Consider the following 26,531-nt stretch of genomic DNA (forward strand, 5'->3'; position numbering starts at 1 on the left):
AAATCAATATCTTGTGTATTTTTAAAAATTTTAGAATTTTTACCACAAGATATTGATTTTTCTTTTTAGAGTGGTATAATACTTTTTAGAAAGAACAATTTAGAAAAGAGCATGCATATGATTGCACTAGAAGAAAAAATTACAATTTTGCCAACTCTCTTCGTCGAGAAACGAGATGGGAGACGTGTTGTATTTGATGTGGATAAGATTGACAAGGCTCTCCACAAGGCGGCAGACAAGGTTATGGATGTGACACCCTTGGTTGAAAAGCGCCTCAATGCTCTGACCGAGCGAATTGTCACAGAAATTCATAGTCGCTTTCCAAAGGGAGTTAAGATTTATGAAATTCAAAATATCGTAGAACATGAACTCCTTGAAGCCAAAGAATATGCGCTAGCTGAGGAGTATATTACTTATCGGACGCAGAGGGATTTTGAGCGCTCAAAAGCGACAGATATCAACTTTAGTATCCATAAACTACTCAACAAAGACCAGGCAGTTGTCAATGAAAATGCCAATAAAGACAGCGATGTCTTCAACACCCAACGTGATTTGACAGCAGGGATTGTTGGAAAGTCAATCGGATTGCAAATGCTTCCTAAGCATGTAGCCAATGCCCACCAAAAAGGGGATATCCACTATCACGATTTGGACTACAGTCCCTATACACCTATGACCAACTGCTGTTTGATTGATTTCAAGGGGATGTTGGATAATGGTTTTAAGATTGGAAATGCAGAGGTAGAAAGTCCCAAGTCTATCCAGACTGCGACAGCACAGATTTCGCAAATCATCGCCAACGTTGCTTCTAGCCAGTATGGTGGCTGTTCAGCTGACCGTATCGATGAAGTTTTGGCGCCTTATGCAGAGAAGAACTATCAAAAACATCTCAAAGATGCAGAAGAGTGGGTATTGCCTGAAAAACGAGAAGATTATGCCTGGAAGAAAACGCAAAAGGACATCTATGATGCCATGCAATCTCTCGAGTATGAAATCAACACCCTCTTCACTTCAAATGGACAAACACCTTTTACCTCGCTAGGTTTTGGTCTAGGAACCAATCGTTTTGAGCGTGAAATTCAAACGGCAATTTTAAACATTCGTATCAAGGGACTTGGTTCGGAACACCGCACAGCTATCTTCCCTAAACTCATCTTTACGCTTAAAAGAGGCCTCAATTTAGAGGAAGGTTCGCCTAACTACGACATCAAACAGTTGGCCCTCGAGTGTGCAACTAAACGGATGTATCCGGATGTCTTATCCTATGATAAGATTGTTGACTTGACAGGTTCTTTCAAAGTTCCTATGGGCTGCCGTTCTTTCCTTCAAGGATGGAAAGATGAGAATGGTGTAGAAGTCAATTCGGGTCGGATGAATCTAGGCGTTGTGACAGTTAACCTGCCTCGTATTGCTCTTGAGTCTGAGGGCGACATGAATAAGTTCTGGGAAATCTTCAACGAGCGGATGAATATTGCTGAGGATGCTCTGGTTTACCGTGTCGAACGAACCAAGGAAGCGACACCGGCAAATGCTCCTATTCTTTATCAGTACGGTGCTTTTGGCCATCGTCTAGGTAAAGAAGAGAGTGTTGACCAGCTCTTTAAGAATCGTCGTGCGACAGTTTCGCTGGGCTATATCGGCTTGTATGAAGTAGCGACAGTTTTCTTTGGAAATAGCTGGGAACACAATCCAGAAGCCAAGGAATTCACGCTAGACATCATTCGAGATATGAAACGCCGTGTAGAAGAGTGGTCAGACCAATATGGTTATCATTTCTCTATCTACTCAACACCGTCCGAAAGCTTGACAGACCGTTTCTGTCGATTAGATACAGAGAAGTTTGGCTCTATTCCTGATATCACAGACAAGGAATACTACACCAACTCTTTCCACTACGATGTTCGTAAAAATCCAACACCGTTTGAAAAATTGGACTTTGAGAAAGTCTATCCAGAAGCGGGTGCGTCAGGTGGTTTCATCCATTATTGTGAGTATCCAGTCCTCCAGCAAAATCCTAAAGCCTTGGAAGCTGTCTGGGATTATGCTTATGACCGTGTGGGTTATCTTGGAACCAATACTCCAATAGACCGTTGCTACAAGTGTGACTTTGAAGGGGATTTTGAACCAACTGAGAGAGGATTTGCTTGTCCAAACTGTGGCAATAGCGACCCTAAAACAGTAGACGTTGTTAAACGGACTTGTGGCTATTTAGGTAATCCTCAAGCGAGACCCATGGTCAACGGCCGTCACAAGGAAATCGCAGCGCGTGTCAAACATATGAATGGCTCAACGATTAAAATAGCTGGGCATCAAGTAACAAATTAGAAAGAAATGAAATGGGAAAATATCAATTAGACGATAAGGGTCGCGCACAAGTGACCCGTTATCACGAGAAACACTCTAAAGGTGGAGCTGGTAAGAAAGAACGCTTGCTCAACCTCAAAGAACAATTTTTAAACAAGAACAAGAAAAAATAAAAGTGAGAGTCAGCTCTCGCTTTTCTCATAGTGGGAGGTAAGGATGGAACTACGCAGACCAAGATTAGCAGATAAAGAAACAGTTTTAGAGATGATGGCAGAGTTTGAAAAGAGCCAATCAGCCCATGATGGAGGATTTTGGGATACAGAGAACTTTGTGTACGAAGAGTGGTTGGAAACAAATATGCAAAAAGAGATGGGAATGAACTTGCCTGAAAATCGTGTTCCTTCTATTCAATTTGTATCATTTGATGATGTAGGTCGTGCTCTAGGATTTTTGAATCTGCGATTGAGACTGGATGAGGGTTTACTGAATTATGCTGGCCACATTGGCTACTCCATTCGTCCATCTGAAAGAGGCAAGGGTTATGCAAAAGAGACTCTCCGTCAGGGCTTGCAAGTTGCTAAGGAAAAGAACATTAAGAAAGCTCTAGTGACCTGTAGCGTGAATAATCCTGCTAGCAGAGTAGTTATTCTATCAAATGGAGGTCTCATTGAGGATGTTCGCAATGGTGTGGAGCGTTATTGGATAGAGGTAGCGAATGAATAATCCAAAACCACAAGAATGGAAAAGCGAGGAACTCAGTCAAGGGCGTATCATCGACTACAAGGCCTTTAACTTTGTAGATGGAGAAGGTGTGCGTAACTCTCTCTATGTATCAGGTTGCATGTTTCACTGCGAGGGATGTTATAATGTTGCGACTTGGTCTTTCAATGCAGGAATTCCCTACACAGCAGAATTAGAAGAGCAAATCATGGCAGATCTTGCCCAGCCCTATGTTCAAGGATTGACCTTGCTGGGAGGGGAGCCCTTTCTCAATACTGGGATTCTCTTGCCACTCGTTAAGCGCATTCGGAAGGAATTGCCAGACAAGGACATCTGGTCCTGGACGGGCTACACTTGGGAAGAAATGATGCTGGAGACTCCAGACAAACTGGAACTCTTATCGCTAATTGACATCCTTGTAGATGGACGATACGATCGAACTAAGAGAAATCTTATGCTTCAGTTTCGAGGCTCGTCCAACCAAAGAATCATCGATGTGCAAAAATCGCTCAAAAGTGTGCAAGTGGTGATTTGGGACAAGCTCAATGACGGAAAAGAAAGTTATGAACAGGTAAAGAGAGAGTGAAGAAAAACGACTTAATAGAAGGACTGGTTTCAGAGATAGAAGCTGGAAAAAATCAGGACACTGGGAATATACGGTCATGGAGCTTCAGGTAAATCAACCTTTGCACAGGAATTGTACCAAGCTTTAGATTCTACTACAGTAAATTTGCTAGAAACAGATCCCTATATCACCTCAGAACGCCATCTGGTAGTACCCAAGGACGAGCCAAATCAAAAGGTGACAGCCTGTCTGCCGGTGGCACATGAATTGGCAAGTTTGCGGAGAGATATCTTAGCCTTGCAGGCAGGTATGGATATCTTAACAATTGAAGAACCTTGGAAAGCTAGTGAGGTCTTGTCTGGAGCAAAACCGATTTTGATTGTCGAAGGGATGTCTGTAGGCTTTTTACCCAAGGAACTCTTTGACCAAACCATCTGTTTCTACACGGATGAGGAGACCGAATTAAAGCGGCGTCTAGCTCGAGATACGACAGTGAGAAATCGCGATGCATCCTTTATATTTGCTAGCCATCAGATGAGACGGGAGCAATATCTACACTACTATAAAGAAACCGAGTCAAGGGCGGACATTCTAGTGGACCAATCAGAAGATAAATTTGAGGTCAAGAGGAGTCAATTTATATAGAAGAAAATATGCAATTTTAGAAAGAAAAAATAGGAAAACAGTTTCATCGCAAAAAAACGAAAAAACAGCAACAAATCCCTTGCAATCGCAGGGGCTTTGTGTTATTCTATTATGGTGCTGTAAATTACAGCTTTAGCTTTGATGCAAGAGGTTGCGACACGCTCGGTTGCATTGCCACGCAACACCGCGTCGGTTTTCTTGTGGAGCTAGCCTATTATCTTAAATAGACGAAAAGGAGAAAAAGATGGCAAACAAAAAAATCCGTATCCGTTTGAAAGCTTACGAACACCGTACGCTTGACACAGCGGCTGCAAAAATCGTAGAATCAGCTACTCGTACAGGTGCACAAGTTGCGGGTCCAATCCCACTTCCAACTGAACGTAGCCTCTACACAATCATTCGTGCGACTCACAAATACAAAGACTCTCGCGAACAATTTGAAATGCGTACACACAAACGTTTGATCGATATCGTTAACCCAACTCAAAAAACAGTTGATGCTTTGATGAAATTGGATCTTCCAAGTGGTGTAAACGTAGAAATCAAACTTTAATCTAAAATATAAAAGAGCAGAGGCTGGTGTTTCAATCTAATTGAACACGGGCTAACTCGGTGTGAAAAAGATAAACTTCCTCGTGTCTGCTAGACACTGCGTCAGTTTCCTATTTTCACTTTGAGTTTGACGCCCTTTGTATCTTAGACTTGAGCATAAAAAACGCTCGTTAAAAACTTTTTGAATAAAAAATATAGAAAAGGAACTATTTTCTCATGACAAAAGGAATCTTAGGGAAAAAAGTGGGAATGACTCAAATCTTCACTGAAGCTGGCGAATTGATCCCTGTAACAGTTATTGAAGCAACTCCAAACGTTGTCCTTCAAGTTAAAACTGTTGAAACAGACGGATACAACGCTATCCAAGTTGGTTTCGATGACAAACGCGAAGTATTGAGCAACAAACCTGCTAAAGGACATGTAGCGAAAGCTAACACGGCTCCTAAGCGCTTCATTCGTGAATTCAAAAACGTTGAAGGCTTGGAAGTTGGCGCTGAAATCACAGTTGAAACATTCGCAGCTGGAGACGTTGTTGACGTAACTGGTACTTCTAAAGGTAAAGGTTTCCAAGGTGTTATCAAACGCCACGGACAATCACGTGGACCAATGGCTCACGGTTCTCGTTACCACCGTCGTCCAGGTTCTATGGGACCTGTTGCACCTAACCGCGTATTCAAAGGTAAAAACCTTGCAGGACGTATGGGTGGCGACCGCGTAACAATTCAAAACCTTGAAGTTGTACAAGTTGTTCCAGAAAAGAACGTTATCCTTATTAAAGGTAACGTACCAGGTGCTAAGAAATCTCTTATCACTATCAAGTCAGCAGTTAAAGCTGGTAAATAATAAGGAAAGGGGAATACAGTCAAAATGGCAAATGTAACATTATTCGACCAAACTGGTAAACAAGCGGGCGAAGTTGTTCTTAACGATGCAATCTTTGGTATCGAACCAAACCAATCTGTTGTGTTTGATGTGATTATCAGCCAACGTGCTAGCCTTCGTCAAGGAACTCACGCAGTTAAAAACCGCTCAGCTGTTTCAGGTGGCGGACGCAAACCATGGCGTCAAAAAGGAACTGGACGTGCTCGTCAAGGTTCTATCCGCTCTCCACAATGGCGTGGTGGTGGAATCGTCTTCGGACCAACTCCACGTAGCTATGCGTACAAACTTCCTCAAAAAGTTCGTCGCCTTGCGCTTAAATCTGTTTACTCAGAAAAAGTTGCTGAAAACAAATTTGTAGCCGTTGATTCTCTTGAATTTACAGCTCCAAAAACTGCTGAATTTGCAAAAGTTCTTGCAGCTTTGAGCATCGATTCTAAAGTCCTTGTTATTCTTGAAGAAGGAAACGAATTCGCAGCTCTTTCAGCTCGTAACCTTCCAAACGTGAAAGTTGCGACTGCTACAACTGCAAGTGTTCTTGACATCGCAAATAGTGACAAACTTCTTGTTACTCAAGCAGCTATCTCTAAAATCGAGGAGGTTCTTGCATAATGAATTTGTATGATGTTATCAAAAAACCTGTCATCACTGAAAGCTCAATGGCTCAACTTGAAGCAGGAAAATATGTATTTGAAGTTGACACTCGTGCACACAAACTTTTGATCAAGCAAGCTGTTGAAGCTGCTTTCGAAGGTGTTAAAGTTGCTAATGTTAACACAATCAACGTAAAACCAAAAGCTAAACGTGTTGGACGTTACACTGGTTTTACTAACAAAACTAAAAAAGCTATCATCACACTTACAGCTGATTCTAAAGCAATCGAGTTGTTTGCTGCTGAAGCTGAATAATCTAAGGAGGAAATATCGTGGGAATTCGTGTTTATAAACCAACAACAAACGGTCGCCGTAATATGACTTCTTTGGATTTCGCTGAAATCACAACAAGCACTCCTGAAAAATCATTGCTTGTTGCATTGAAGAGCAAGGCTGGTCGTAACAACAACGGTCGTATCACAGTTCGTCACCAAGGTGGTGGACACAAACGTTTCTACCGTTTGGTTGACTTCAAACGTAACAAAGACAACGTTGAAGCAGTTGTTAAAACAATCGAGTACGATCCAAACCGTTCTGCAAACATCGCTCTTGTACACTACACTGACGGTGTGAAAGCATACATCATCGCTCCAAAAGGTCTTGAAGTAGGTCAACGTATCGTTTCAGGTCCAGAAGCAGATATCAAAGTCGGAAACGCTCTTCCACTTGCTAACATCCCAGTTGGTACTTTGATCCACAACATCGAGTTGAAACCAGGTCGTGGTGGTGAATTGGTACGTGCTGCTGGTGCATCTGCTCAAGTATTGGGTTCTGAAGGTAAATACGTTCTTGTTCGTCTTCAATCAGGTGAAGTTCGTATGATTCTTGGAACTTGCCGTGCTACAGTTGGTGTTGTCGGAAACGAACAACATGGACTTGTAAACCTTGGTAAAGCAGGACGTAGCCGTTGGAAAGGTATCCGCCCAACAGTTCGTGGTTCTGTAATGAACCCTAACGATCACCCACACGGTGGTGGTGAAGGTAAAGCACCAGTTGGTCGTAAAGCACCATCTACTCCATGGGGCAAACCTGCTCTTGGTCTTAAAACTCGTAACAAGAAAGCGAAATCTGACAAACTTATCGTTCGTCGTCGCAACGAGAAATAATATTAAACTAGTCGCTTAAGCAACTAGTAAATCCGCCAGCTCGGTAGCGCTCCATAGGAGCGCAAGCCGCTGTGGTACAACATTTAAAGGAGAAAATATAAAAATGGGACGCAGTCTTAAAAAAGGACCTTTCGTCGATGAGCATTTGATGAAAAAAGTTGAAGCTCAAGCTAACGACGAAAAGAAAAAAGTTATTAAAACTTGGTCACGTCGTTCAACGATCTTCCCAAGTTTCATTGGTTACACTATCGCAGTTTATGACGGACGTAAACACGTACCTGTTTACATCCAAGAAGACATGGTAGGTCACAAACTTGGTGAATTTGCACCAACTCGTACTTACAAAGGTCACGCTGCAGACGACAAGAAAACACGTAGAAAATAAGGAGAACATAAATGGCAGAAATTACTTCAGCTAAAGCAATGGCTCGTACAGTACGTGTTTCACCTCGTAAATCACGTCTTGTTCTTGATAACATCCGTGGTAAAAGCGTAGCCGATGCAATCGCAATCTTGACATTCACTCCAAACAAAGCTGCTGAAATCATCTTGAAAGTTTTGAACTCAGCTGTAGCTAACGCTGAAAACAACTTTGGTTTGGATAAAGCTAACTTGGTAGTATCTGAAGCATTCGCAAACGAAGGACCAACTATGAAACGTTTCCGTCCACGTGCGAAAGGTTCAGCTTCACCAATCAACAAACGTACAGCTCACATCACTGTGGCTGTTGCAGAAAAATAAGGAGGTAAAATCGTGGGTCAAAAAGTACATCCAATTGGTATGCGTGTCGGCATCATCCGTGATTGGGATGCCAAATGGTATGCTGAAAAAGAATACGCGGATTACCTTCATGAAGATCTTGCAATCCGTAAATTCGTTCAAAAAGAACTTGCTGACGCAGCAGTTTCAACTATTGAAATCGAACGCGCAGTAAACAAAGTTAACGTTTCACTTCACACTGCTAAACCAGGTATGGTTATCGGTAAAGGTGGTGCTAACGTTGATGCACTCCGTGCAAAACTTAACAAATTGACTGGAAAACAAGTACACATCAACATCATCGAAATCAAACAACCTGATTTGGATGCTCACCTTGTAGGTGAAGGTATTGCTCGTCAATTGGAGCAACGTGTTGCTTTCCGTCGTGCACAAAAACAAGCAATCCAACGTGCAATGCGTGCTGGAGCTAAAGGAATCAAAACTCAAGTATCAGGTCGTTTGAACGGTGCAGATATCGCCCGTGCTGAAGGATACTCTGAAGGAACTGTTCCGCTTCACACACTTCGTGCAGATATCGATTACGCTTGGGAAGAAGCAGATACTACATACGGTAAACTTGGTGTTAAAGTATGGATCTACCGTGGTGAAGTTCTTCCAGCTCGCAAAAACACTAAAGGAGGTAAATAACCAATGTTAGTACCTAAACGTGTTAAACACCGTCGTGAATTCCGTGGAAAAATGCGCGGTGAAGCAAAAGGTGGAAAAGAAGTAGCATTCGGTGAATACGGTCTTCAAGCTACAACTAGCCACTGGATCACTAACCGCCAAATCGAAGCTGCTCGTATCGCCATGACTCGTTACATGAAACGTGGTGGTAAAGTTTGGATTAAAATCTTCCCACACAAATCATACACTGCTAAAGCTATTGGTGTGCGTATGGGATCTGGTAAAGGGGCGCCTGAAGGTTGGGTAGCACCAGTTAAACGTGGTAAAGTGATGTTCGAAATCGCTGGTGTATCTGAAGAGATCGCTCGTGAAGCGCTTCGTCTTGCTAGCCACAAATTGCCAGTTAAATGTAAATTCGTAAAACGTGAAGCAGAATAAGGAGAAGGCATGAAACTTAATGAAGTAAAAGAATTTGTTAAAGAACTTCGTGGTCTTTCTCAAGAAGAACTCGCGAAGCGCGAAAACGAATTGAAAAAAGAATTGTTTGAACTTCGTTTCCAAGCTGCTACTGGTCAATTGGAACAAACAGCTCGCTTGAAAGAAGTTAAAAAACAAATCGCTCGTATCAAAACAGTTCAATCTGAAGCGAAATAATAGACTAGGGAAGGAGAAATTTCAATGGAACGCAATAATCGTAAAGTTCTTGTTGGACGTGTTGTATCTGACAAAATGGACAAGACAATCACAGTTGTAGTTGAAACAAAACGTAACCACCCAGTCTATGGTAAACGTATTAACTACTCTAAAAAATACAAAGCTCATGATGAAAACAATGTTGCCAAAGAAGGCGATATCGTACGTATCATGGAAACTCGTCCGCTTTCAGCTACAAAACGTTTCCGTCTTGTAGAAGTTGTTGAAGAAGCGGTCATCATCTAATCAAACCTGAAAGGAGAAAACTGAAATGATTCAAACAGAAACTCGTTTGAAAGTCGCAGACAACAGCGGTGCTCGCGAAATCTTGACTATCAAAGTTCTTGGTGGTTCAGGACGTAAATTTGCAAACATCGGTGATGTTATCGTGGCATCTGTAAAACAAGCTACTCCTGGTGGTGCGGTTAAAAAAGGTGACGTTGTTAAAGCAGTTATCGTTCGTACTAAATCAGGTGCTCGTCGTGCTGATGGTTCATACATCAAATTTGACGAAAACGCAGCAGTTATCATCCGTGAAGACAAAACTCCTCGCGGAACACGTATCTTTGGCCCAGTTGCACGTGAATTGCGTGAAGGTGGCTTCATGAAGATCGTGTCACTTGCTCCAGAAGTACTTTAATTTTTAGAAACAAACTAGTCCCCTGGATTTACCTCCAGGGTGCCCTTATGGGCGTAAGAAAAATCAAGGAGAAACCTAATGTTTGTAAAAAAAGGCGACAAAGTTCGCGTAATCGCTGGTAAAGATAAGGGAACAGAAGCTGTTGTCCTTACTGCCCTTCCAAAAGTAAACAAAGTTATCGTTGAAGGTGTTAACATCGTTAAGAAACACCAACGTCCAACTAACGAGCTTCCTCAAGGTGGTATCATCGAGAAAGAAGCAGCTATCCACGTATCAAACGTTCAAGTTTTAGACAAAAATGGTGTGGCTGGCCGTGTTGGTTACAAATTTGTAGACGGTAAAAAAGTTCGCTACAACAAAAAATCAGGCGAAGTGCTTGATTAATCACGAAGGAAAGGAGAAGTATAATGGCAAATCGTTTAAAAGAAAAATATCTTAATGAAGTAGTTCCTGCTTTGACAGAACAATTCAACTACTCATCAGTGATGGCTGTGCCTAAAGTAGATAAGATCGTTTTGAACATGGGTGTTGGTGAAGCTGTATCAAACGCTAAAAGCCTTGAAAAAGCTGCTGAAGAATTGGCACTTATCTCAGGTCAAAAACCACTTATCACTAAAGCTAAAAAATCAATCGCCGGCTTCCGTCTTCGTGAAGGTGTTGCGATCGGTGCAAAAGTTACCCTTCGTGGTGAACGTATGTACGAATTCTTGGATAAATTGGTTTCAGTTTCACTTCCACGTGTACGTGACTTCCACGGTGTTCCAACAAAATCATTTGATGGACGCGGAAACTACACACTTGGTGTGAAAGAACAATTGATCTTCCCAGAAATCAACTTCGATGACGTTGACAAAACTCGTGGTCTTGACATCGTTATCGTAACAACTGCTAACACTGACGAAGAGTCACGTGCATTGCTTACAGGCCTTGGAATGCCTTTTGCAAAATAATATAGGAGGTAAATCTAATGGCTAAAAAATCAATGATTGCTAAGAACAAACGTCCAGCGAAGTTCTCTACTCAAGCTTATACTCGTTGTGAAAAATGTGGTCGTCCACATTCAGTTTACCGCAAATTTAAACTTTGCCGTGTTTGCTTCCGTGAATTAGCTTACAAAGGACAAATTCCTGGTGTAACAAAAGCATCTTGGTAATTTAAGATCTCAAGGGCGTCAAAACTCCAAGTGAAAATAGGAAACTTGACGAAGAAACTGAAGTTTCTAGGAAAGTTTATCTTTTTCACACAGAGTTTAGCCCGGGTTCAGTTGGACTTGCCAATTTGAACACGCGCTACAGCTTTGGCAAAAAAGATCAATTTTCTTTGGAGCATCGCTCCTGCATCAAATTGCCTATTTTTGCTCTTGCTGTTACGCTCTTTGTATCATGTATTAACTAGCAAGTGCAACTTGCAAACTACTAGTAAGAGGAGAAAAACAAAATGGTTATGACTGACCCAATCGCAGACTTCCTAACTCGTATTCGTAACGCTAACCAAGCGAAACACGAAGTACTTGAAGTACCTGCATCAAACATCAAAAAAGGGATTGCTGAAATCCTTAAACGCGAAGGTTTTGTAAAAAACGTTGAAATCATCGAAGATGACAAACAAGGCATCATCCGTGTATTCCTTAAATACGGACCAAACGGTGAAAAAGTTATCACTAACTTGAAACGTGTTTCTAAACCAGGACTTCGTGTCTACAAAAAACGTGAAGACCTTCCAAAAGTTCTTAACGGACTTGGAATTGCTATCCTTTCAACTTCTGAAGGTTTGCTTACTGATAAAGAAGCACGCCAAAAGAATGTTGGTGGAGAAGTTATCGCTTACGTTTGGTAATTGATGATGTGAGAGCGTTAAAAGAATGCAGTGAAAATAGGAAGTTTGTAGCAGGAGCGATGCTCCAAGACAAACTTATCTTTTTCACCAAATTCTTAGCTCGAACTCAAATCAAGATACAAAGCTCGTTAGAGTGTGTTCAGTTCAGCTCTTGAACTAAATAAGTATCTGAACCCCGTGAAAACTGGCCGTTCTGGCCTGACAATTTAACAGGAGAAAATAAACATGTCACGTATTGGTAATAAAGTTATCGTGTTGCCTGCTGGTGTTGAACTCACTAACAATGACAACCTTGTAACTGTAAAAGGACCTAAAGGAGAACTTACTCGTGAGTTCTCAAAAGATATTGAAATCCGTGTGGAAGGTACTGAAGTAACTCTTCACCGTCCAAACGATTCAAAAGAAATGAAAACTATCCACGGAACTACTCGTGCCCTTTTGAACAACATGGTTGTTGGTGTATCAGAAGGATTCAAGAAAGAACTTGAAATGCGCGGGGTTGGTTACCGTGCACAACTTCAAGGATCTAAACTTGTTTTGGCTGTTGGTAAATCTCATCCAGACGAAGTTGAAGCTCCAGAAGGAATTACTTTTGAACTTCCAAACCCAACAACAATCGTTGTTAGCGGAATTTCAAAAGAAGTAGTTGGACAAACAGCTGCTTACGTACGTAGCCTTCGTTCACCAGAACCATATAAAGGTAAAGGTATCCGTTACGTTGGTGAATTCGTTCGCCGTAAAGAAGGTAAAACAGGTAAATAATGTTGAGTGGTTGATTCCCAACCACCAACCTATTTTCCAACTTTGTGCATAGCACACGATTTAAAACTAAAGAGGTGAAAACTGTGATTTCAAAACCAGATAAAAACAAACTCCGCCAAAAACGCCACCGTCGCGTTCGCGGAAAACTCTCTGGAACTGCTGATCGCCCACGTTTGAACGTATTCCGTTCTAATACAGGCATCTACGCTCAAGTGATTGATGACGTAGCGGGTGTAACGCTCGCAAGTGCTTCAACTCTTGATAAAGAAGTTTCAAAAGGAACTAAAACTGAACAAGCCGTTGCTGTCGGTAAACTCGTTGCAGAACGTGCAAACGCTAAAGGTATTTCAGAAGTGGTGTTCGACCGCGGTGGATATCTATATCACGGACGTGTGAAAGCTTTGGCTGATGCAGCTCGTGAAAACGGATTGAAATTCTAATAGGAGGACACTAGAAAATGGCATTTAAAGACAATGCAGTTGAATTAGAAGAACGCGTAGTTGCTGTCAACCGTGTTACAAAAGTTGTTAAAGGTGGACGTCGTCTTCGTTTCGCAGCTCTTGTTGTTGTTGGTGACCACAACGGTCGCGTAGGATTTGGTACTGGTAAAGCTCAAGAAGTTCCAGAAGCAATCCGTAAAGCAGTAGATGATGCTAAGAAAAACTTGATCGAAGTTCCTATGGTTGGAACAACAATCCCACACGAAGTTCTTTCAGAATTCGGTGGAGCTAAAGTATTGTTGAAACCTGCTGTAGAAGGTTCTGGAGTTGCCGCTGGTGGTGCAGTTCGTGCCGTTGTGGAATTGGCAGGTGTGGCAGATATTACATCTAAATCACTTGGTTCTAACACTCCAATCAACATTGTTCGTGCAACTGTTGAAGGTTTGAAACAATTGAAACGCGCTGAAGAAGTTGCTGCCCTTCGTGGTATTTCAGTTTCTGATTTGGCATAAGAAAGGGGATAAAATGGCTCAAATTAAAATTACTTTGACTAAGTCTCCAATCGGACGCATTCCATCACAACGTAAAACTGTTGTAGCACTTGGACTTGGCAAATTGAACAGCTCTGTTATTAAAGAAGACAACGCTGCTATCCGTGGTATGATCACAGCAGTATCTCACTTGGTAACAGTTGAAGAAGTAAACTAATGAATTTTTAGGGGATGTGCACTATACCATCCCCTAAAACTAGATATAGTCATCTATGATGACGTCGTATAGGCGAGTTGATGGGGGAGACAACCTTTTCTCCCTTATCGGCGCTAGCATTTTACAAAAGAGGAGAAAATAAAAATGAAACTTCATGAATTGAAACCTGCAGAAGGTTCTCGTAAAGTACGTAACCGCGTTGGTCGTGGTACTTCATCAGGTAACGGTAAAACATCTGGTCGTGGTCAAAAAGGTCAAAAAGCTCGTAGCGGTGGCGGAGTTCGCCTTGGTTTTGAAGGTGGACAAACTCCATTGTTCCGTCGTCTTCCAAAACGTGGATTCACTAACATCAACGCTAAAGAATACGCAATTGTGAACCTTGACCAATTGAACGTCTTTGAAGATGGTGCTGAGGTTACTCCAGTTGTTCTTATCGAAGCAGGAATTGTTAAAGCTGAAAAATCAGGTATTAAAATTCTTGGTAACGGTGAGTTGACTAAGAAATTGACTGTGAAAGCAGCTAAATTCTCTAAATCAGCTGAAGAAGCTATCACTGCTAAAGGTGGTTCAGTAGAAGTCATCTAAGAGAGGTGACCTATGTTTTTTAAATTATTAAGAGAAGCTCTTAAAGTCAAGCAGGTTCGATCAAAAATTTTATTTACAATTTTTATCGTTTTGGTCTTTCGTATCGGAACTAGCATTACAGTTCCTGGTGTGAATGCCAATAGCTTGAATGCTTTAAGTGGATTATCCTTCTTAAACATGTTGAGCTTGGTGTCGGGGAATGCTCTAAAAAACTTTTCGATTTTTGCACTAGGAGTTAGTCCCTATATCACCGCTTCTATCGTTGTCCAACTCTTGCAAATGGATATTTTACCCAAGTTTGTAGAGTGGGGGAAACAAGGGGAAGTAGGCCGAAGAAAATTGAATCAAGCTACTCGTTATATTGCTCTAGTTCTCGCTTTTGTGCAATCTATCGGGATTACAGCTGGTTTTAATACCTTGGCTGGAGCTCAATTGATTAAAACTGCTTTAACTCCACAAGTTTTTCTGACGATTGGTATCATCTTAACAGCTGGTAGTATGATTGTCACTTGGTTGGGTGAGCAAATTACAGATAAGGGATACGGAAATGGTGTCTCTATGATTATCTTTGCCGGGATTGTTGCCTCAATTCCAGAGATGATTCAGGGCATCTATGTGGACTACTTTGTGAACGTCCCAAGTAGCCGTATCACTTCATCTATCATTTTCGTAATCATTTTGATTATTACTGTATTGTTGATCATTTACTTTACAACTTATGTTCAACAAGCAGAATACAAAATTCCAATCCAATATACTAAGGTTGCACAAGGTGCTCCATCTAGCTCTTACCTTCCATTGAAGGTAAACCCTGCTGGAGTTATCCCTGTTATCTTTGCAAGTTCCATTACTGCAGCGCCTGCGGCTATTCTTCAGTTTTTGAGCGCTACAGGTCATGATTGGGCTTGGGTAAGGGTAGCACAAGAAATGCTGGCAACCACTTCTCCAACTGGTATTGCCATGTATGCTTTGTTGATTATTCTCTTTACATTCTTCTATACGTTTGTACAGATTAATCCTGAAAAAGCGGCAGAGAACCTACAAAAGAGCGGTGCCTATATCCATGGAGTTCGTCCTGGTAAAGGTACAGAAGAATATATGTCTAAACTTCTTCGTCGTCTTGCAACTGTTGGTTCCCTCTTCCTTGGTGTGATTTCCATTTTGCCGATTGCAGCTAAAGATGTATTTGGTCTTTCTGATGTTGTTGCCTTTGGGGGAACAAGTCTCTTGATCATTATCTCTACTGGTATCGAAGGAATCAAGCAATTGGAAGGTTACCTATTGAAACGTAAGTATGTTGGTTTCATGGATAGAACAGAATAAAAGTATTTACTGATACTCTTCGAAAATCTCTTCAAACCACGTCAGCTTTATCTGCAACCTCAAAGCAGTGCTTTGAGCAACCTGCGGCTAGCTTCCTAGTTTGCTCTTTGATTTTCATTGAGTATGAAGCAGTAAATGCTGAGGGAGTGGAGGTTTAAACTCTGACATTTGTGAGAGTTTGGTCTCCCCTCTTCTATTTTGTTTTTAAATAGGGGTGAAAAGACTTTTTGCTTCTATTTAAAAATAAAATAAGGAGATCAGATCATGAATCTTTTGATTATGGGCTTACCTGGTGCAGGTAAGGGAACTCAAGCAGCAAAAATCGTAGAACAATTCCATGTTGCACATATCTCAACAGGTGATATGTTCCGCGCTGCAATGGCAAATCAAACTGAAATGGGTGTTCTTGCTAAGTCATATATTGACAAGGGTGAATTGGTTCCTGACGAAGTTACAAATGGGATCGTAAAAGAACGTCTTTCACAAGATGATATTAAAGAAACAGGATTCTTGTTGGATGGTTACCCACGTACGATCGAACAAGCTCATGCCTTAGACAAAACATTGGCTGAACTTGGCATCGAACTAGAAGGTGTTATCAACATCGAAGTGAATCCAGACAGCCTCTTGGAACGTTTGAGTGGCCGTATCATCCACCGCGTAACTGGAGAAACTTTCCACAAGGTCTTTAACCCACCAGTTGACTATAAAGAAGAAGATTACTACCAACGTGAAGATGATAAACCTGAGACAGTAAAACGTCGATTGGACGTTAATATTGCTCAAGGAGAACCAATCATTGCTCACTACCGTGCCAAAGGTTTGGTTCATGACATCGAAGGTAATCAAGATATCAATGATGTCTTCTCAGATATTGAAAAAGTATTGACAAATTTGAAATAAAGCGTTTTTCACACTTGCAAAAATCCGCTACAAATGTTATACTGAGATAGTCTGACTTATAATTGTTGTCTCTGTGTCTAGAGGCATCGAATCGAAATTTATGGAGGTGCTTTTGCGTGGCAAAAGACGATGTGATTGAAGTTGAAGGCAAAGTAGTTGATACAATGCCGAATGCAATGTTTACGGTTGAACTTGAAAATGGACATCAGATTTTAGCAACAGTTTCTGGTAAAATTCGTAAAAACTATATTCGTATTTTAGCGGGAGATCGTGTTACTGTCGAAATGAGTCCATATGACTTGACACGTGGACGTATCACTTACCGCTTTAAATAATCGAAAAACTTGGAGGGATAAGAAATGAAAGTAAGACCATCGGTCAAACCAATTTGCGAATACTGTAAAGTTATTCGTCGTAATGGTCGTGTTATGGTAATTTGCCCAGCAAATCCAAAACACAAACAACGTCAAGGATAAGATAGAAAGGAGAAAACATGGCTCGTATTGCTGGAGTTGACATTCCAAATGACAAACGCGTAGTAATCTCATTGACTTATGTTTATGGTATCGGACTTGCAACATCTAAGAAAATTTTGGCTGCTGCTGGAATCTCAGAAGATGTTCGTGTACGTGATCTTACATCAGATCAAGAAGATGCTATCCGTCGTGAAGTGGATGCAATCAAAGTTGAAGGTGACCTTCGTCGTGAAGTAAACTTGAACATCAAACGTTTGATGGAAATCGGTTCATACCGTGGTATCCGTCACCGTCGTGGACTTCCTGTCCGTGGACAAAATACTAAAAACAACGCTCGCACTCGTAAAGGTAAAGCTGTTGCGATTGCTGGTAAGAAAAAATAATATAGGAGGTAAAAGTCTTGGCTAAACCAACACGTAAACGTCGTGTGAAAAAGAATATCGAATCTGGTATTGCTCATATTCACGCTACATTTAATAACACTATTGTTATGATTACTGATGTGCATGGTAATGCAATTGCTTGGTCATCAGCTGGTGCTCTTGGTTTCAAAGGTTCTCGTAAATCTACACCATTCGCTGCTCAAATGGCTTCTGAAGCTGCTGCTAAATCTGCACAAGAACACGGTCTTAAATCAGTTGAAGTTACTGTAAAAGGTCCAGGTTCTGGTCGTGAGTCAGCTATTCGTGCGCTTGCTGCCGCTGGTCTTGAAGTAACAGCAATTCGTGATGTGACTCCAGTGCCACACAATGGTGCTCGTCCTCCAAAACGTCGCCGTGTATAATCATCGCATTACACTGCTTTTCGTTTAAGAGGGAGTAACTAAATGATCGAGTTTGAAAAACCAAATATAACAAAAATTGATGAAAATAAAGATTATGGCAAGTTTGTAATCGAACCACTTGAACGTGGCTACGGTACAACTCTTGGTAACTCTCTTCGTCGTGTACTTCTAGCTTCTCTACCAGGAGCAGCTGTGACATCTATCAATATTGATGGTGTGTTACATGAGTTTGACACAGTTCCAGGTGTTCGTGAAGACGTGATGCAAATCATTCTGAACATTAAAGGAATTGCAGTGAAATCGTACGTTGAAGACGAAAAAATCATCGAACTGGATGTTGAAGGTCCTGCTGAAGTAACAGCTGGTGACATTTTGACAGATAGCGATATTGAAATTGTAAATCCAGATCATTATCTCTTTACAATCGGTGAAGGTTCTTCTCTAAAAGCGACTATGACTGTTAACAGTGGTCGTGGATATGTACCTGCTGATGAAAATAAAAAAGATAATGCACCAGTTGGAACACTTGCTGTAGATTCTATTTATACACCAGTTACAAAAGTCAACTATCAAGTGGAACCTGCTCGTGTAGGTAGCAATGATGGATTTGACAAATTAACCCTTGAAATCTTGACAAATGGAACAATTATTCCAGAAGATGCTTTAGGGCTTTCAGCACGTATTTTGACAGAACATCTTGATTTGTTTACAAATCTTACTGAGATTGCTAAGTCAACTGAAGTGATGAAAGAAGCTGATACTGAATCTGACGACCGTATTTTGGATCGTACGATTGAGGAACTGGACTTGTCTGTGCGTTCATACAACTGTTTGAAACGTGCCGGTATCAATACTGTGCATGATTTGACAGAAAAATCTGAAGCAGAGATGATGAAAGTACGAAATCTTGGACGCAAGAGTTTGGAAGAAGTGAAACTCAAACTCATTGATTTGGGTCTTGGATTAAAAGATAAATAAAGGAGGAATACATGGCTTACCGTAAACTAGGACGCACTAGCTCACAACGTAAAGCAATGCTTCGCGATTTGACAACTGACCTTTTGATCAACGAATCAATCGTGACAACTGAAGCTCGTGCTAAAGAAATCCGTAAAACTGTTGAAAAAATGATTACTCTAGGTAAACGTGGTGATTTGCATGCACGTCGTCAAGCAGCTGCTTTCGTACGTAATGAAATCGCATCTGAAAACTATGATGAAGCAACTGATAAGTACACTTCTACTACAGCACTTCAAAAATTGTTCTCAGAAATCGCACCTCGTTATGCTGAACGTAACGGTGGATACACTCGTATCCTTAAAACTGAACCACGTCGTGGTGATGCAGCGCCAATGGCGATCATCGAATTAGTATAAAATCATCAATTTTGTTGAGTGTTATGATGATGGAGTCTTGTGCTCTTAGTCTAGCTCTGGTCTACCGCTAGGATTTCGGTCCTAGCGGGAACACTCATCATAAGTTGGGATAGTAGACGCTTGTTTACGAAATTGTTTTTTGCTTAAGAACAACTTCGTAAGCAGGCGTTTTTGAGTATTTTAGTTAGAATTATGCTATACTATTTGAAAAGAATCCTGTTTAATGTTCAGGTTTCCTAATTAAAAGAAGAATTGGAGTTTGCTTATGAAAGCGATTATAACTGTTGTTGGTAAAGATAAATCTGGAATTGTTGCAGGTGTTTCTGGCAAAATTGCAGAATTAGGTTTGAATATTGACGATATTTCTCAAACTGTTTTGGATGAATATTTCACGATGATGGCTGTCGTCTCTAGCGATGAAAAGCAGGATTTTACTTATCTTCGTAATGAATTTGAAGCTTTTGGGCAAATTTTGAATGTGAAAATCAATATTCAGAGTGCAGCGATTTTCGAAGCTATGTATAATATCTAGGAGGTTATCATGGATATTAGACAAGTTACTGAAACCATCGCCATGATTGAGGAGCAAAACTTCGATATCAGAACTATTACCATGGGGATTTCCCTTTTGGACTGTATTGATCCAGATATCAATCGTGCTGCGGAGAAAATTTATCAAAAGATTACGACCAAGGCAGCTAATTTAGTGGCTGTTGGCGATGAAATTGCAGCTGAGTTGGGAATTCCTATCGTTAATAAGCGTGTATCGGTGACTCCTATTTCTCTGATTGGGGCTGCGACAGATGCGACGGACTATGTGGTTCTGGCAAAAGCGCTTGATAAGGCTGCGAAAGAAATCGGTGTGGATTTTATTGGTGGTTTCTCTGCCTTGGTACAAAAGGGGTACCAAAAGGGAGATGAGATTCTCATCAATTCTATTCCTCGCGCTTTGGCTGAAACGGATAAGGTCTGCTCGTCAGTCAATATCGGCTCAACCAAGTCTGGTATCAATATGACGGCTGTCGCAGATATGGGACGAGTTATCAAGGAAACGGCAACTCTATCTGATATGGGGGCAGCTAAGCTGGTTGTATTCGCTAATGCTGTTGAGGATAATCCATTTATGGCGGGTGCCTTCCATGGTGTTGGGGAGGCAGATGTTATCATCAATGTCGGAGTTTCTGGTCCTGGTGTGGTGAAACGTGCCTTGGAAAAAGTTCGTGGACAGAGCTTTGATGTAGTAGCCGAAACGGTCAAGAAGACTGCCTTTAAAATCACTCGTATCGGTCAATTGGTTGGTCAGATGGCTAGTGAAAGACTGGGTGTGGAGTTTGGTATTGTGGACTTGAGTTTGGCGCCAACTCCTGCGGTTGGAGATTCTGTAGCACGTGTCCTTGAGGAAATGGGGCTAGAGACAGTTGGTACGCATGGAACGACGGCTGCCTTGGCTCTCTTGAATGACCAAGTTAAGAAGGGTGGAGTGATGGCCTGCAACCAAGTCGGTGGTTTGTCTGGTGCCTTTATCCCTGTTTCAGAGGATGAGGGGATGATTGCTGCAGTGCAAAATGGCTCTCTTAATCTGGAAAAACTAGAAGCTATGACGGCTATCTGTTCCGTTGGTTTGGATATGATTGCCATTCCGGAGGATACACCTGCTGAAACCATTGCGGCTATGATTGCGGATGAGGCTGCAATTGGTGTCATTAACATGAAAACAACAGCTGTTCGTATCATTCCAAAAGGAAAAGAAGGCGACATGATTGAGTTTGGTGGGCTATTAGGAACTGCGCCGGTTATGAAGGTCAATGGGGCTTCGTCTGCTGATTTCATCTCTCGCGGTGGACAAATCCCAGCACCAATTCATAGTTTTAAAAATTAAGAAAATAGGAGAAAATGATGAAAAAAGAAATGAAACATGCTTTAGTAGCTTTAGGACTGTCTACTTTACTAGTTCCAACTTTTGCCAATCAAGTAGTTTATGCGCAGGAAGAAAGCCATGAAACTACTGCTAGTGTGAGTACAGAAGAGGTTAATAAAAAAATTGAGGAAACGAAGCAATTTTTAATTGATTTGATTAAACAAAATATCTTTGAACAGGTTGATCAAGGAGACTGGGATACAGTTTCTTTTTCCAAGAGTGATGTAAGCTCTATTAGAGATAAATTAAGAGAAGAACTTAATTATAGGTTACAAGATTTCATGGGAGAGTTAGAATATATAAGGAAGTATAGTTTAGAAGGAAAAATTCCTTTGGAAGAGTTACCAAATATTTTATCAGAGTTTAAGAACAAATCTAAAAAAAACTACATTGATCGTTATAGAGAAAAAGATAATTTTTTTGGTCATAGAATGAAGTATATTGTTGCTAAACTTGCTATATACAAGAAAATGAATCTTGTAATTTCTCAAATAAATAATGATTCTCACTATACAGAATTAGAGAAAAAAGAAATGTTAGATAGAGTTTCGAGATACTACGCACCTGGTTCTCTTCAATCTGGTTTTTATGAAGATAATGATAAGTATTTAACTTTATTTAATAATCAAGATAATTTAAACACCTATCTTAAGAAAGTTTCTCTATTTTTATCTAACAATCATTATCCGATTTCTACAGTACCTAAAGAAAAGAATATCCGAGAAATTAATGCTGTTGCCTTTATGGAGAAGACAGCTATTAGTAATGATGATACACTTTCGAAAGCAGAAAAGATTTCTATGTTTAGTAAGATTGATGATATAGTTGAAGAAGGAATACACAAAGTCAAGAAAGAAGCTGGTCTTTTATATGAGGAGAAACCTGAGTTAGTACACATGTTATCCCCTGAAGAGTTATCTGTCTTTACTAAGCGTATTGAGGATATTTACCAAGGAAAAGCTAAGCCTAAGGTGACAAAAGAAGAGGCTATTCAAGCAGTTTCTACTGGGACTTCATCCTCAGTTTCAACTTCATCTCAAGCTACTGTTACTCCTAATGGAGAGACTAAGAAAAATCATCAAGCAAGTAAGTGGTTTAAAGAGTCTGGCAAATGGTACTATAATGACCTTTCTGGCAATCTTGTAAGAAACCGTTGGGTAGGCCGTTATTATCTAAAATCAGATGCTTCAATGGCTGCAAGTGAATGGATTTATGATGAAGATTATAAGAGCTGGTTTTATGTAGATTCAACTGGTAGTTATGTGGAGAAAGCTTGGCAGGGAGAATATTACCTAAAACGTGGTGGTTACATGGCTAAGAGTGAGTGGGTATTTGATTCTCAGTATGATAGTTGGTATTATCTGAACCAAGACGGCAAGTACGCTCGTAACCAATGGATTAAGGATGGAGATAAGTGGTATTACTTGCTAGCTGATGGGAAATTAGCAAAAAATATGACCATTAACGGTTATAAAGTAAATGAAAAAGGTGAATGGGTTTAATTTTTTAAGTTCTATTTAAGGTTAGCTGTGTATACTATAATCATTAAATAAAGACCTCCTAATATTATTTGAAACAGATAATACTGATTTAGTTTGAATTTGATTTTCATCTAATATCTTTATTTAATAGAACTCCTAAACTTTTTCATAATAATCTCCTGCAAAAGTCGCCTGTATGGGTGGCTTTTGTTTTATCATCCATGATATAATAGAAGCAAACGGAGGACGGAAAATGGTAAAAGTACGATTGTATTTGGTACGTCATGGCAAGACTATGTTTAACACGATTGGTCGCGCGCAAGGTTGGAGCGATACTCCCTTAACAGCTGAAGGTGAGCGAGGGATTCAAGAATTAGGAATCGGTTTGCGAGAATCTGGTCTACAGTTTGAGCGCGCTTATTCGAGTGATTCTGGGCGCACCATTCAGACAATGGGAATTATCCTTGATGAACTTGGCTTGCAGGGGAAAATCCCTTACCGCATGGACAAGCGTATCAGAGAATGGTGTTTCGGTAGTTTTGATGGAGCCTACGATGGCGATCTTTTCATGGGCATTATTCCTCGTATCTTTAATGTGGATCACGTTCACCAGTTGTCTTATGCTGAGCTGGCTGAGGGCTTGGTAGAGGTTGATACAGCTGGTTGGGCTGAGGGCTGGGAAAAACTCAGTGGCCGAATCAAGGAAGGTTTTGAAGCGATTGCCAAAGAAATGGAAGAACAAGGTGGTGGCAACGCTCTTGTCGTGAGCCACGGAATGACCATTGGAACCATTGTTTATCTGATTAATGGTATGCATCCGCATGGTCTAGATAATGGTAGCGTGACGATCCTTGAATATGAGGACGGCCAGTTTAGCGTAGAAGTTGTCGGCGACCGTAGTTACCGAGAACTAGGACGGGAGAAGATGGAGGAAGCCTCTATTTAATCAGTCTAGACTTGTTTGTTATGAACTGAGGATTTGATAAGAATATCAAGATAAGAAAAAACAGCCGAGGGTAATCCTTTCGGCTGTTTTTGATGGGGAAAACTAAAGTGTAATGCTATTGCTTTTAGAAATTTTCATAAACAAGAGCAAGGAAGCTACTGTTAGAACAGTTAGGATAGTTGACAAGGCTGCGGCTACACCGTAATTTCCTCTGAGAACCTCTGTATAAATGGCTACAGTCATTGTTCTTGTTTTGACATTGTAGAGGAGGATAGAAGTAGAGAGTTCTGAAATCATTGTGACCCAAGATAGGATGGCTCCAGAAATAATACCAGATAGCATCATTGGAGTTGTAATCTTGGCAAAGGTATTGAGACGACTACTTCCTAAGCTTTCAGCGGCTTCTTCAATACTTGGGGCTATTTGTTGCAAGCTAGCAACAGATGAGCGAATAGTATAAGGCAATCTTCTGACAGATAGGGACATAATCAAGATGAAAGCAGTTCCTGTAATCATAAGAAATCCACTTCCAAATAGACCGGTATTGAAGGAAGAAATGAAGGCAATCCCTAGAACGGTTCCCGGTACAATATAAGGAACCATACTGAGGCTGTCAATTAAGTTTGTAAACAAATTCCGTTTTCTAACGGCTAGGTAGGAGATAAATGTTGCGAATAGGACAACTAGAACTAAGGCAATCAAAGGGATACGAATGGTATTGAAAATAGCAGAGCCCATACGATTGAAAGCCACCTTGTAACTGTTTAGAGAATAGCCTTTAACAAATACCATACCTGATGTTTTTAGGAAAGAGGTATAAATCAAGTAGATTTGAGGTAAAACAGAGATAAAGATAATTCCGTAGACTGTTGTATAAATGGCAGCCATTTTTCCTTTTGTAGTTTTTTTAGGCTCAATTGGATGGAGCGAATTCATGCTGAAACTGTAGCGGTTTGCAATGTATTTTTGGATAAGGAAAATCGCCAAGGCAATGATAATCGCCATAATTGCTAAAGCAGATGCAAAAGCAGAATTTCCTCCAACCTCGCTAATAAATTGGGTATAAATCAGGACAGGGAAAGTCCGATATCCTTCGCCAATCAACATAGGCGTTCCAAAGTCTGAGAATGCTCTCATAAATACAAGCAGGGCAGCAGCTAGTAAGGTTGGAACGAGGAGAGGTAAAACAACCGTTACGATACGCTTAAATCCGAAGGATCCCATACTTTCAGCGGCTTCAAGTAGAGAATTATCAATACTCTTCATTGTCCCAGCAACGTATAGAAATACTAGTGGGAATAATTGTAGTGTAAAGACAAGTACAATTCCTTTGAATCCATAAATATCGATAGCTGGAAGATGAAGGGTATTTGTCAGGAATTTAGTAATGACCCCATTTCGTCCCAGCAAGAGAATCCAGGAGTAGGCTCCCACGAAAGGAGCTGACATGGAAGCAATGATAATCAATATTTGTAGAAATTTCTTCCCCTTGAAGTCATACATAGAGAAGAGATAAGCTAATAGGGTTCCTACAACTAAGGAAGTGACAGTAGCGGTAATGGAAACCTTGAAACTGTTGACAAGTGTCTCAGAGTAGTAGGCTTTACTAAAGAAAGTGACAAAATTAGCTAGTGAGAATTGTCCTTCATGTATGAGTGCTTGCTTGAGCACGGTAACGATAGGATAAACGAGAAAGACAAGATAGGTAAGAAAGATGAAGAAAGAGGAGGCTGTCCAAATATTTAGTTTTTTACGTTCCATGGTTGACTCCTTTTATCAGGTTTTGGGAACCATCTGCAGAAAAGACGTTTAATTTTTGAGTATTGATTCGTAGACGAATACGATCGCCTTTTTGTAGATCTTCTTCAAAAGTTGATTCTTCGCTAACTTGAATTTTTGAGGCAAATCCTGTTTCGATGAAGTATTCAGTATTCAGTCCAAGATAGACGCTATCGCTAATAATTCCTTCAATATCTCCAAATTCATCTTTAATGAATTCTTCAGGACGAATACTTACATGAATAGCTTGTGCTTCAGCCTGATCAAGAGCTGGCATTCGAAGGGCATAGCCATCTGAAAAGACGATATAAGCGCCGTCGCTCCGTTTTTCAAGATTGGCAGGGATGATATTTGTGCGTCCGATAAAGGTGGCTACAAACTCATTAGCTGGTTTATGATAGAGTTCTTTTGGTCGGCCGATTTGTTGGATCACCCCATCTTTCATAACAGCAATTTGGTCTGAAATAGCCATGGCTTCTTCTTGGTCATGGGTCACATAAACAGTTGTAATTCCCACTTCGTGTTGGATTTCTCGAATAGCTTGACGCATATCCAAGCGAAGTTTGGCATCCAGGTTACTAAGTGGCTCGTCCATGAGGAGAACACTGGGATTAACCGCTAAGGCACGTGCCAAGGCGACACGTTGTTGTTGTCCACCACTGAGTTTATCGGGCTTTCGATCCGCATATTGAGCAATTTGCATGAGTTCAAGATACTTGTTGGTCTGTTGAATCAATTCTTCTTTTGGAACCTTCTTTTGCTTAAGACCAAAAGCAACATTGTCTCGGACAGTCAAATGTGGGAAAATAGCGTAGTTTTGGAAAACCATGCCGATATTGCGTTTGCTGGGTTCCATATTATTGATTTTTGTATCATCGAAGTAAAATTCTCCGCCTTCGATACTGTTGAAACCTGCAATCATACGAAGAAGGGTCGTTTTCCCACATCCTGAAGGCCCAAGAAGGGTAAAGAGACTTCCTTTTGGAATTGTAATGTTCAAATTCTCAATAACAGGGACATCGTGGTAGATTTTTTTGGCGTTAATAATTTTGATCTCACTCATAGTGAACC

Annotated in this window: 39 protein-coding genes and 1 pseudogene; 38 read left to right on the forward strand and 2 right to left on the reverse strand. The window is 40.8% G+C overall.

Annotation, left to right across the window (positions count from 1 at the left end; translation table 11 throughout):
* Nucleotides 1–117: 117 nt before the first annotated feature.
* The 38 genes and pseudogenes from nrdD to HT721_RS03195 all read left to right on the forward strand — a co-directional run bounded on the left by nrdD (nt 118) and on the right by HT721_RS03195 (nt 23,681).
* Nucleotides 118–2,325: an anaerobic ribonucleoside-triphosphate reductase gene (gene nrdD, locus HT721_RS03010; RefSeq protein ID WP_173228877.1), complete on the forward strand. Its 2,208-nt coding sequence runs from the start codon at nt 118–120 to the stop codon at nt 2,323–2,325.
* 11 nt (nt 2,326–2,336) lie between these two features.
* Entirely contained in the window at nt 2,337–2,477 is a 141-nt protein-coding gene (locus HT721_RS03015) for a hypothetical protein (RefSeq protein WP_000521615.1), read from the forward strand.
* A 43-nt stretch (nt 2,478–2,520) separates the two neighbouring features.
* The gene (locus HT721_RS03020) at nt 2,521–3,027 is read left to right on the forward strand and encodes a GNAT family N-acetyltransferase (protein ID WP_173228879.1); all 507 of its coding nucleotides are present in this window, start codon (nt 2,521–2,523) and stop codon (nt 3,025–3,027) included.
* Nucleotides 3,020–3,610, forward strand: a complete 591-nt coding sequence (gene nrdG, locus HT721_RS03025; RefSeq protein ID WP_173228881.1) for an anaerobic ribonucleoside-triphosphate reductase activating protein — start codon at nt 3,020–3,022, stop codon at nt 3,608–3,610. The genes HT721_RS03020 and nrdG overlap by 8 nt, the downstream gene beginning before the upstream one ends.
* Nucleotides 3,607–4,234, forward strand: a pseudogene (locus HT721_RS03030) (phosphoribulokinase). Before nrdG ends, HT721_RS03030 begins: the two are co-directional and overlap by 4 nt.
* 244 nt (nt 4,235–4,478) lie before the next feature.
* Nucleotides 4,479–4,787 (forward strand): 30S ribosomal protein S10, encoded by a 309-nt coding sequence (gene rpsJ / locus HT721_RS03035; RefSeq protein ID WP_001284513.1) that lies wholly within the window; start codon nt 4,479–4,481, stop codon nt 4,785–4,787.
* A 215-nt stretch (nt 4,788–5,002) separates the two neighbouring features.
* Nucleotides 5,003–5,629, forward strand: coding sequence for a 50S ribosomal protein L3 (gene rplC / locus HT721_RS03040; protein WP_000160197.1), 627 nt, complete (start codon nt 5,003–5,005; stop codon nt 5,627–5,629).
* A 24-nt stretch (nt 5,630–5,653) separates the two neighbouring features.
* Nucleotides 5,654–6,277, forward strand: a complete 624-nt coding sequence (rplD, locus tag HT721_RS03045) for a 50S ribosomal protein L4 (RefSeq protein WP_000024549.1) — start codon at nt 5,654–5,656, stop codon at nt 6,275–6,277.
* Nucleotides 6,277–6,573 (forward strand): 50S ribosomal protein L23, encoded by a 297-nt coding sequence (locus HT721_RS03050; protein WP_001055347.1) that lies wholly within the window; start codon nt 6,277–6,279, stop codon nt 6,571–6,573. The genes rplD and HT721_RS03050 overlap by 1 nt, the downstream gene beginning before the upstream one ends.
* A 17-nt stretch (nt 6,574–6,590) precedes the next feature.
* The gene (gene rplB / locus HT721_RS03055; protein WP_000512911.1) at nt 6,591–7,424 is read left to right on the forward strand and encodes a 50S ribosomal protein L2; all 834 of its coding nucleotides are present in this window, start codon (nt 6,591–6,593) and stop codon (nt 7,422–7,424) included.
* A 103-nt stretch (nt 7,425–7,527) separates the two neighbouring features.
* Nucleotides 7,528–7,809 carry a 30S ribosomal protein S19 gene (rpsS, locus tag HT721_RS03060; protein WP_000533766.1) on the forward strand — a complete coding sequence of 94 codons (282 nt, stop codon included), beginning with the start codon at nt 7,528–7,530 and terminating at the stop codon, nt 7,807–7,809.
* A gap of 11 nt (nt 7,810–7,820) precedes the next feature.
* The gene (gene rplV / locus HT721_RS03065; RefSeq protein ID WP_000818137.1) at nt 7,821–8,165 is read left to right on the forward strand and encodes a 50S ribosomal protein L22; all 345 of its coding nucleotides are present in this window, start codon (nt 7,821–7,823) and stop codon (nt 8,163–8,165) included.
* Between the two features lie 12 nt (nt 8,166–8,177).
* Nucleotides 8,178–8,831, forward strand: a complete 654-nt coding sequence (rpsC, locus tag HT721_RS03070; protein WP_000529936.1) for a 30S ribosomal protein S3 — start codon at nt 8,178–8,180, stop codon at nt 8,829–8,831.
* A gap of 3 nt (nt 8,832–8,834) precedes the next feature.
* A complete protein-coding gene (gene rplP, locus HT721_RS03075; RefSeq protein ID WP_000960946.1) occupies nt 8,835–9,248 on the forward strand; it encodes a 50S ribosomal protein L16 in 414 nt (137 codons plus the stop codon).
* Nucleotides 9,249–9,257: 9 nt separating this feature from the next.
* Nucleotides 9,258–9,464, forward strand: coding sequence for a 50S ribosomal protein L29 (gene rpmC / locus HT721_RS03080; RefSeq protein ID WP_000772918.1), 207 nt, complete (start codon nt 9,258–9,260; stop codon nt 9,462–9,464).
* A gap of 24 nt (nt 9,465–9,488) precedes the next feature.
* Nucleotides 9,489–9,749 (forward strand): 30S ribosomal protein S17, encoded by a 261-nt coding sequence (gene rpsQ / locus HT721_RS03085; RefSeq protein ID WP_000440801.1) that lies wholly within the window; start codon nt 9,489–9,491, stop codon nt 9,747–9,749.
* 25 nt (nt 9,750–9,774) lie between these two features.
* A complete protein-coding gene (rplN, locus tag HT721_RS03090) occupies nt 9,775–10,143 on the forward strand; it encodes a 50S ribosomal protein L14 (RefSeq protein WP_000616545.1) in 369 nt (122 codons plus the stop codon).
* A 78-nt stretch (nt 10,144–10,221) separates the two neighbouring features.
* On the forward strand, nt 10,222–10,527 hold the full coding sequence (gene rplX, locus HT721_RS03095) for a 50S ribosomal protein L24 (RefSeq protein ID WP_000497691.1): 306 nt from the start codon (nt 10,222–10,224) through the stop codon (nt 10,525–10,527).
* A 23-nt stretch (nt 10,528–10,550) separates the two neighbouring features.
* A complete protein-coding gene (gene rplE, locus HT721_RS03100) occupies nt 10,551–11,093 on the forward strand; it encodes a 50S ribosomal protein L5 (protein ID WP_000013542.1) in 543 nt (180 codons plus the stop codon).
* A gap of 17 nt (nt 11,094–11,110) precedes the next feature.
* Nucleotides 11,111–11,296, forward strand: a complete 186-nt coding sequence (locus HT721_RS03105) for a type Z 30S ribosomal protein S14 (RefSeq protein ID WP_001085697.1) — start codon at nt 11,111–11,113, stop codon at nt 11,294–11,296.
* Between the two features lie 284 nt (nt 11,297–11,580).
* A complete protein-coding gene (gene rpsH, locus HT721_RS03110; protein WP_000245504.1) occupies nt 11,581–11,979 on the forward strand; it encodes a 30S ribosomal protein S8 in 399 nt (132 codons plus the stop codon).
* 225 nt (nt 11,980–12,204) lie between these two features.
* A complete protein-coding gene (gene rplF, locus HT721_RS03115; RefSeq protein ID WP_000086635.1) occupies nt 12,205–12,741 on the forward strand; it encodes a 50S ribosomal protein L6 in 537 nt (178 codons plus the stop codon).
* A gap of 83 nt (nt 12,742–12,824) precedes the next feature.
* Complete coding sequence (gene rplR, locus HT721_RS03120) at nt 12,825–13,181, forward strand: 50S ribosomal protein L18 (RefSeq protein ID WP_000624044.1); 357 nt, start codon at nt 12,825–12,827, stop codon at nt 13,179–13,181.
* Nucleotides 13,182–13,198: 17 nt separating this feature from the next.
* Nucleotides 13,199–13,693, forward strand: a complete 495-nt coding sequence (gene rpsE / locus HT721_RS03125; protein WP_000874202.1) for a 30S ribosomal protein S5 — start codon at nt 13,199–13,201, stop codon at nt 13,691–13,693.
* A 13-nt stretch (nt 13,694–13,706) separates the two neighbouring features.
* On the forward strand, nt 13,707–13,889 hold the full coding sequence (gene rpmD / locus HT721_RS03130; protein WP_000057241.1) for a 50S ribosomal protein L30: 183 nt from the start codon (nt 13,707–13,709) through the stop codon (nt 13,887–13,889).
* A 144-nt stretch (nt 13,890–14,033) separates the two neighbouring features.
* The gene (gene rplO / locus HT721_RS03135) at nt 14,034–14,474 is read left to right on the forward strand and encodes a 50S ribosomal protein L15 (RefSeq protein WP_000766087.1); all 441 of its coding nucleotides are present in this window, start codon (nt 14,034–14,036) and stop codon (nt 14,472–14,474) included.
* Between the two features lie 12 nt (nt 14,475–14,486).
* The gene (secY, locus tag HT721_RS03140; protein ID WP_049511466.1) at nt 14,487–15,797 is read left to right on the forward strand and encodes a preprotein translocase subunit SecY; all 1,311 of its coding nucleotides are present in this window, start codon (nt 14,487–14,489) and stop codon (nt 15,795–15,797) included.
* Between the two features lie 264 nt (nt 15,798–16,061).
* The gene (locus HT721_RS03145; protein WP_001050436.1) at nt 16,062–16,700 is read left to right on the forward strand and encodes an adenylate kinase; all 639 of its coding nucleotides are present in this window, start codon (nt 16,062–16,064) and stop codon (nt 16,698–16,700) included.
* A gap of 116 nt (nt 16,701–16,816) precedes the next feature.
* The gene (infA, locus tag HT721_RS03150; protein WP_001029883.1) at nt 16,817–17,035 is read left to right on the forward strand and encodes a translation initiation factor IF-1; all 219 of its coding nucleotides are present in this window, start codon (nt 16,817–16,819) and stop codon (nt 17,033–17,035) included.
* A gap of 24 nt (nt 17,036–17,059) precedes the next feature.
* Nucleotides 17,060–17,176: a 50S ribosomal protein L36 gene (gene rpmJ / locus HT721_RS03155; RefSeq protein ID WP_001808836.1), complete on the forward strand. Its 117-nt coding sequence runs from the start codon at nt 17,060–17,062 to the stop codon at nt 17,174–17,176.
* A gap of 17 nt (nt 17,177–17,193) precedes the next feature.
* The gene (gene rpsM / locus HT721_RS03160; RefSeq protein WP_000090781.1) at nt 17,194–17,559 is read left to right on the forward strand and encodes a 30S ribosomal protein S13; all 366 of its coding nucleotides are present in this window, start codon (nt 17,194–17,196) and stop codon (nt 17,557–17,559) included.
* A gap of 17 nt (nt 17,560–17,576) precedes the next feature.
* Nucleotides 17,577–17,960 (forward strand): 30S ribosomal protein S11, encoded by a 384-nt coding sequence (gene rpsK, locus HT721_RS03165; protein WP_001118385.1) that lies wholly within the window; start codon nt 17,577–17,579, stop codon nt 17,958–17,960.
* Nucleotides 17,961–18,002: 42 nt separating this feature from the next.
* Complete coding sequence (locus tag HT721_RS03170) at nt 18,003–18,938, forward strand: DNA-directed RNA polymerase subunit alpha (RefSeq protein WP_000568988.1); 936 nt, start codon at nt 18,003–18,005, stop codon at nt 18,936–18,938.
* Between the two features lie 11 nt (nt 18,939–18,949).
* Entirely contained in the window at nt 18,950–19,336 is a 387-nt protein-coding gene (gene rplQ / locus HT721_RS03175; RefSeq protein ID WP_000331493.1) for a 50S ribosomal protein L17, read from the forward strand.
* 265 nt (nt 19,337–19,601) lie between these two features.
* Nucleotides 19,602–19,868, forward strand: a complete 267-nt coding sequence (locus HT721_RS03180; RefSeq protein ID WP_000644123.1) for an ACT domain-containing protein — start codon at nt 19,602–19,604, stop codon at nt 19,866–19,868.
* A gap of 9 nt (nt 19,869–19,877) precedes the next feature.
* Entirely contained in the window at nt 19,878–21,215 is a 1,338-nt protein-coding gene (locus HT721_RS03185; protein WP_173228883.1) for a PFL family protein, read from the forward strand.
* Nucleotides 21,216–21,232: 17 nt separating this feature from the next.
* Nucleotides 21,233–22,756 carry an N-acetylmuramoyl-L-alanine amidase family protein gene (locus tag HT721_RS03190; protein WP_173228885.1) on the forward strand — a complete coding sequence of 508 codons (1,524 nt, stop codon included), beginning with the start codon at nt 21,233–21,235 and terminating at the stop codon, nt 22,754–22,756.
* A 232-nt stretch (nt 22,757–22,988) separates the two neighbouring features.
* Nucleotides 22,989–23,681, forward strand: a complete 693-nt coding sequence (locus tag HT721_RS03195; RefSeq protein ID WP_000241548.1) for a histidine phosphatase family protein — start codon at nt 22,989–22,991, stop codon at nt 23,679–23,681.
* 102 nt (nt 23,682–23,783) lie between these two features.
* On the opposite strand, the gene HT721_RS03200 is transcribed toward HT721_RS03195, so the two are convergent.
* Nucleotides 23,784–25,442 (reverse strand): iron ABC transporter permease, encoded by a 1,659-nt coding sequence (locus HT721_RS03200; RefSeq protein ID WP_173228887.1) that lies wholly within the window; start codon nt 25,440–25,442, stop codon nt 23,784–23,786.
* On the reverse strand, nt 25,432–26,523 hold the full coding sequence (locus HT721_RS03205) for an ABC transporter ATP-binding protein (RefSeq protein ID WP_173228889.1): 1,092 nt from the start codon (nt 26,521–26,523) through the stop codon (nt 25,432–25,434). Before HT721_RS03205 ends, HT721_RS03200 begins: the two co-directional genes overlap by 11 nt.
* Nucleotides 26,524–26,531: the final 8 nt, after the last annotated feature.

The sequence above is a fragment of the Streptococcus sp. 4094 genome, from assembly GCF_013277125.1.
GTDB lineage: Bacteria > Bacillota > Bacilli > Lactobacillales > Streptococcaceae > Streptococcus.

Coding starts and splice junctions, on each gene's coding strand:
- nrdD (WP_173228877.1), top strand. CDS start 118: ATGATTGCACTAGAAGAAAAAATTACAATTTTGCCAACTCTCTTCGTC.
- secY (WP_049511466.1), top strand. CDS start 14,487: ATGTTTTTTAAATTATTAAGAGAAGCTCTTAAAGTCAAGCAGGTTCGA.
- rpsQ (WP_000440801.1), top strand. CDS start 9,489: ATGGAACGCAATAATCGTAAAGTTCTTGTTGGACGTGTTGTATCTGAC.
- rpmC (WP_000772918.1), top strand. CDS start 9,258: ATGAAACTTAATGAAGTAAAAGAATTTGTTAAAGAACTTCGTGGTCTT.
- HT721_RS03020 (WP_173228879.1), top strand. CDS start 2,521: ATGGAACTACGCAGACCAAGATTAGCAGATAAAGAAACAGTTTTAGAG.
- HT721_RS03050 (WP_001055347.1), top strand. CDS start 6,277: ATGAATTTGTATGATGTTATCAAAAAACCTGTCATCACTGAAAGCTCA.
- HT721_RS03185 (WP_173228883.1), top strand. CDS start 19,878: ATGGATATTAGACAAGTTACTGAAACCATCGCCATGATTGAGGAGCAA.
- nrdG (WP_173228881.1), top strand. CDS start 3,020: ATGAATAATCCAAAACCACAAGAATGGAAAAGCGAGGAACTCAGTCAA.
- HT721_RS03170 (WP_000568988.1), top strand. CDS start 18,003: ATGATCGAGTTTGAAAAACCAAATATAACAAAAATTGATGAAAATAAA.
- rplV (WP_000818137.1), top strand. CDS start 7,821: ATGGCAGAAATTACTTCAGCTAAAGCAATGGCTCGTACAGTACGTGTT.
- HT721_RS03200 (WP_173228887.1), bottom strand. CDS start 25,442: ATGGAACGTAAAAAACTAAATATTTGGACAGCCTCCTCTTTCTTCATC.
- rpsS (WP_000533766.1), top strand. CDS start 7,528: ATGGGACGCAGTCTTAAAAAAGGACCTTTCGTCGATGAGCATTTGATG.
- rpsH (WP_000245504.1), top strand. CDS start 11,581: ATGGTTATGACTGACCCAATCGCAGACTTCCTAACTCGTATTCGTAAC.
- rplX (WP_000497691.1), top strand. CDS start 10,222: ATGTTTGTAAAAAAAGGCGACAAAGTTCGCGTAATCGCTGGTAAAGAT.
- rplD (WP_000024549.1), top strand. CDS start 5,654: ATGGCAAATGTAACATTATTCGACCAAACTGGTAAACAAGCGGGCGAA.
- rpsJ (WP_001284513.1), top strand. CDS start 4,479: ATGGCAAACAAAAAAATCCGTATCCGTTTGAAAGCTTACGAACACCGT.
- HT721_RS03195 (WP_000241548.1), top strand. CDS start 22,989: ATGGTAAAAGTACGATTGTATTTGGTACGTCATGGCAAGACTATGTTT.
- rplQ (WP_000331493.1), top strand. CDS start 18,950: ATGGCTTACCGTAAACTAGGACGCACTAGCTCACAACGTAAAGCAATG.
- rplC (WP_000160197.1), top strand. CDS start 5,003: ATGACAAAAGGAATCTTAGGGAAAAAAGTGGGAATGACTCAAATCTTC.
- rpmJ (WP_001808836.1), top strand. CDS start 17,060: ATGAAAGTAAGACCATCGGTCAAACCAATTTGCGAATACTGTAAAGTT.
- HT721_RS03105 (WP_001085697.1), top strand. CDS start 11,111: ATGGCTAAAAAATCAATGATTGCTAAGAACAAACGTCCAGCGAAGTTC.
- rplP (WP_000960946.1), top strand. CDS start 8,835: ATGTTAGTACCTAAACGTGTTAAACACCGTCGTGAATTCCGTGGAAAA.
- rpmD (WP_000057241.1), top strand. CDS start 13,707: ATGGCTCAAATTAAAATTACTTTGACTAAGTCTCCAATCGGACGCATT.
- HT721_RS03190 (WP_173228885.1), top strand. CDS start 21,233: ATGAAAAAAGAAATGAAACATGCTTTAGTAGCTTTAGGACTGTCTACT.
- rpsM (WP_000090781.1), top strand. CDS start 17,194: ATGGCTCGTATTGCTGGAGTTGACATTCCAAATGACAAACGCGTAGTA.
- rplO (WP_000766087.1), top strand. CDS start 14,034: ATGAAACTTCATGAATTGAAACCTGCAGAAGGTTCTCGTAAAGTACGT.
- HT721_RS03205 (WP_173228889.1), bottom strand. CDS start 26,523: ATGAGTGAGATCAAAATTATTAACGCCAAAAAAATCTACCACGATGTC.
- HT721_RS03015 (WP_000521615.1), top strand. CDS start 2,337: ATGGGAAAATATCAATTAGACGATAAGGGTCGCGCACAAGTGACCCGT.
- rplF (WP_000086635.1), top strand. CDS start 12,205: ATGTCACGTATTGGTAATAAAGTTATCGTGTTGCCTGCTGGTGTTGAA.
- rpsE (WP_000874202.1), top strand. CDS start 13,199: ATGGCATTTAAAGACAATGCAGTTGAATTAGAAGAACGCGTAGTTGCT.
- HT721_RS03180 (WP_000644123.1), top strand. CDS start 19,602: ATGAAAGCGATTATAACTGTTGTTGGTAAAGATAAATCTGGAATTGTT.
- rplN (WP_000616545.1), top strand. CDS start 9,775: ATGATTCAAACAGAAACTCGTTTGAAAGTCGCAGACAACAGCGGTGCT.
- HT721_RS03145 (WP_001050436.1), top strand. CDS start 16,062: ATGAATCTTTTGATTATGGGCTTACCTGGTGCAGGTAAGGGAACTCAA.
- rplE (WP_000013542.1), top strand. CDS start 10,551: ATGGCAAATCGTTTAAAAGAAAAATATCTTAATGAAGTAGTTCCTGCT.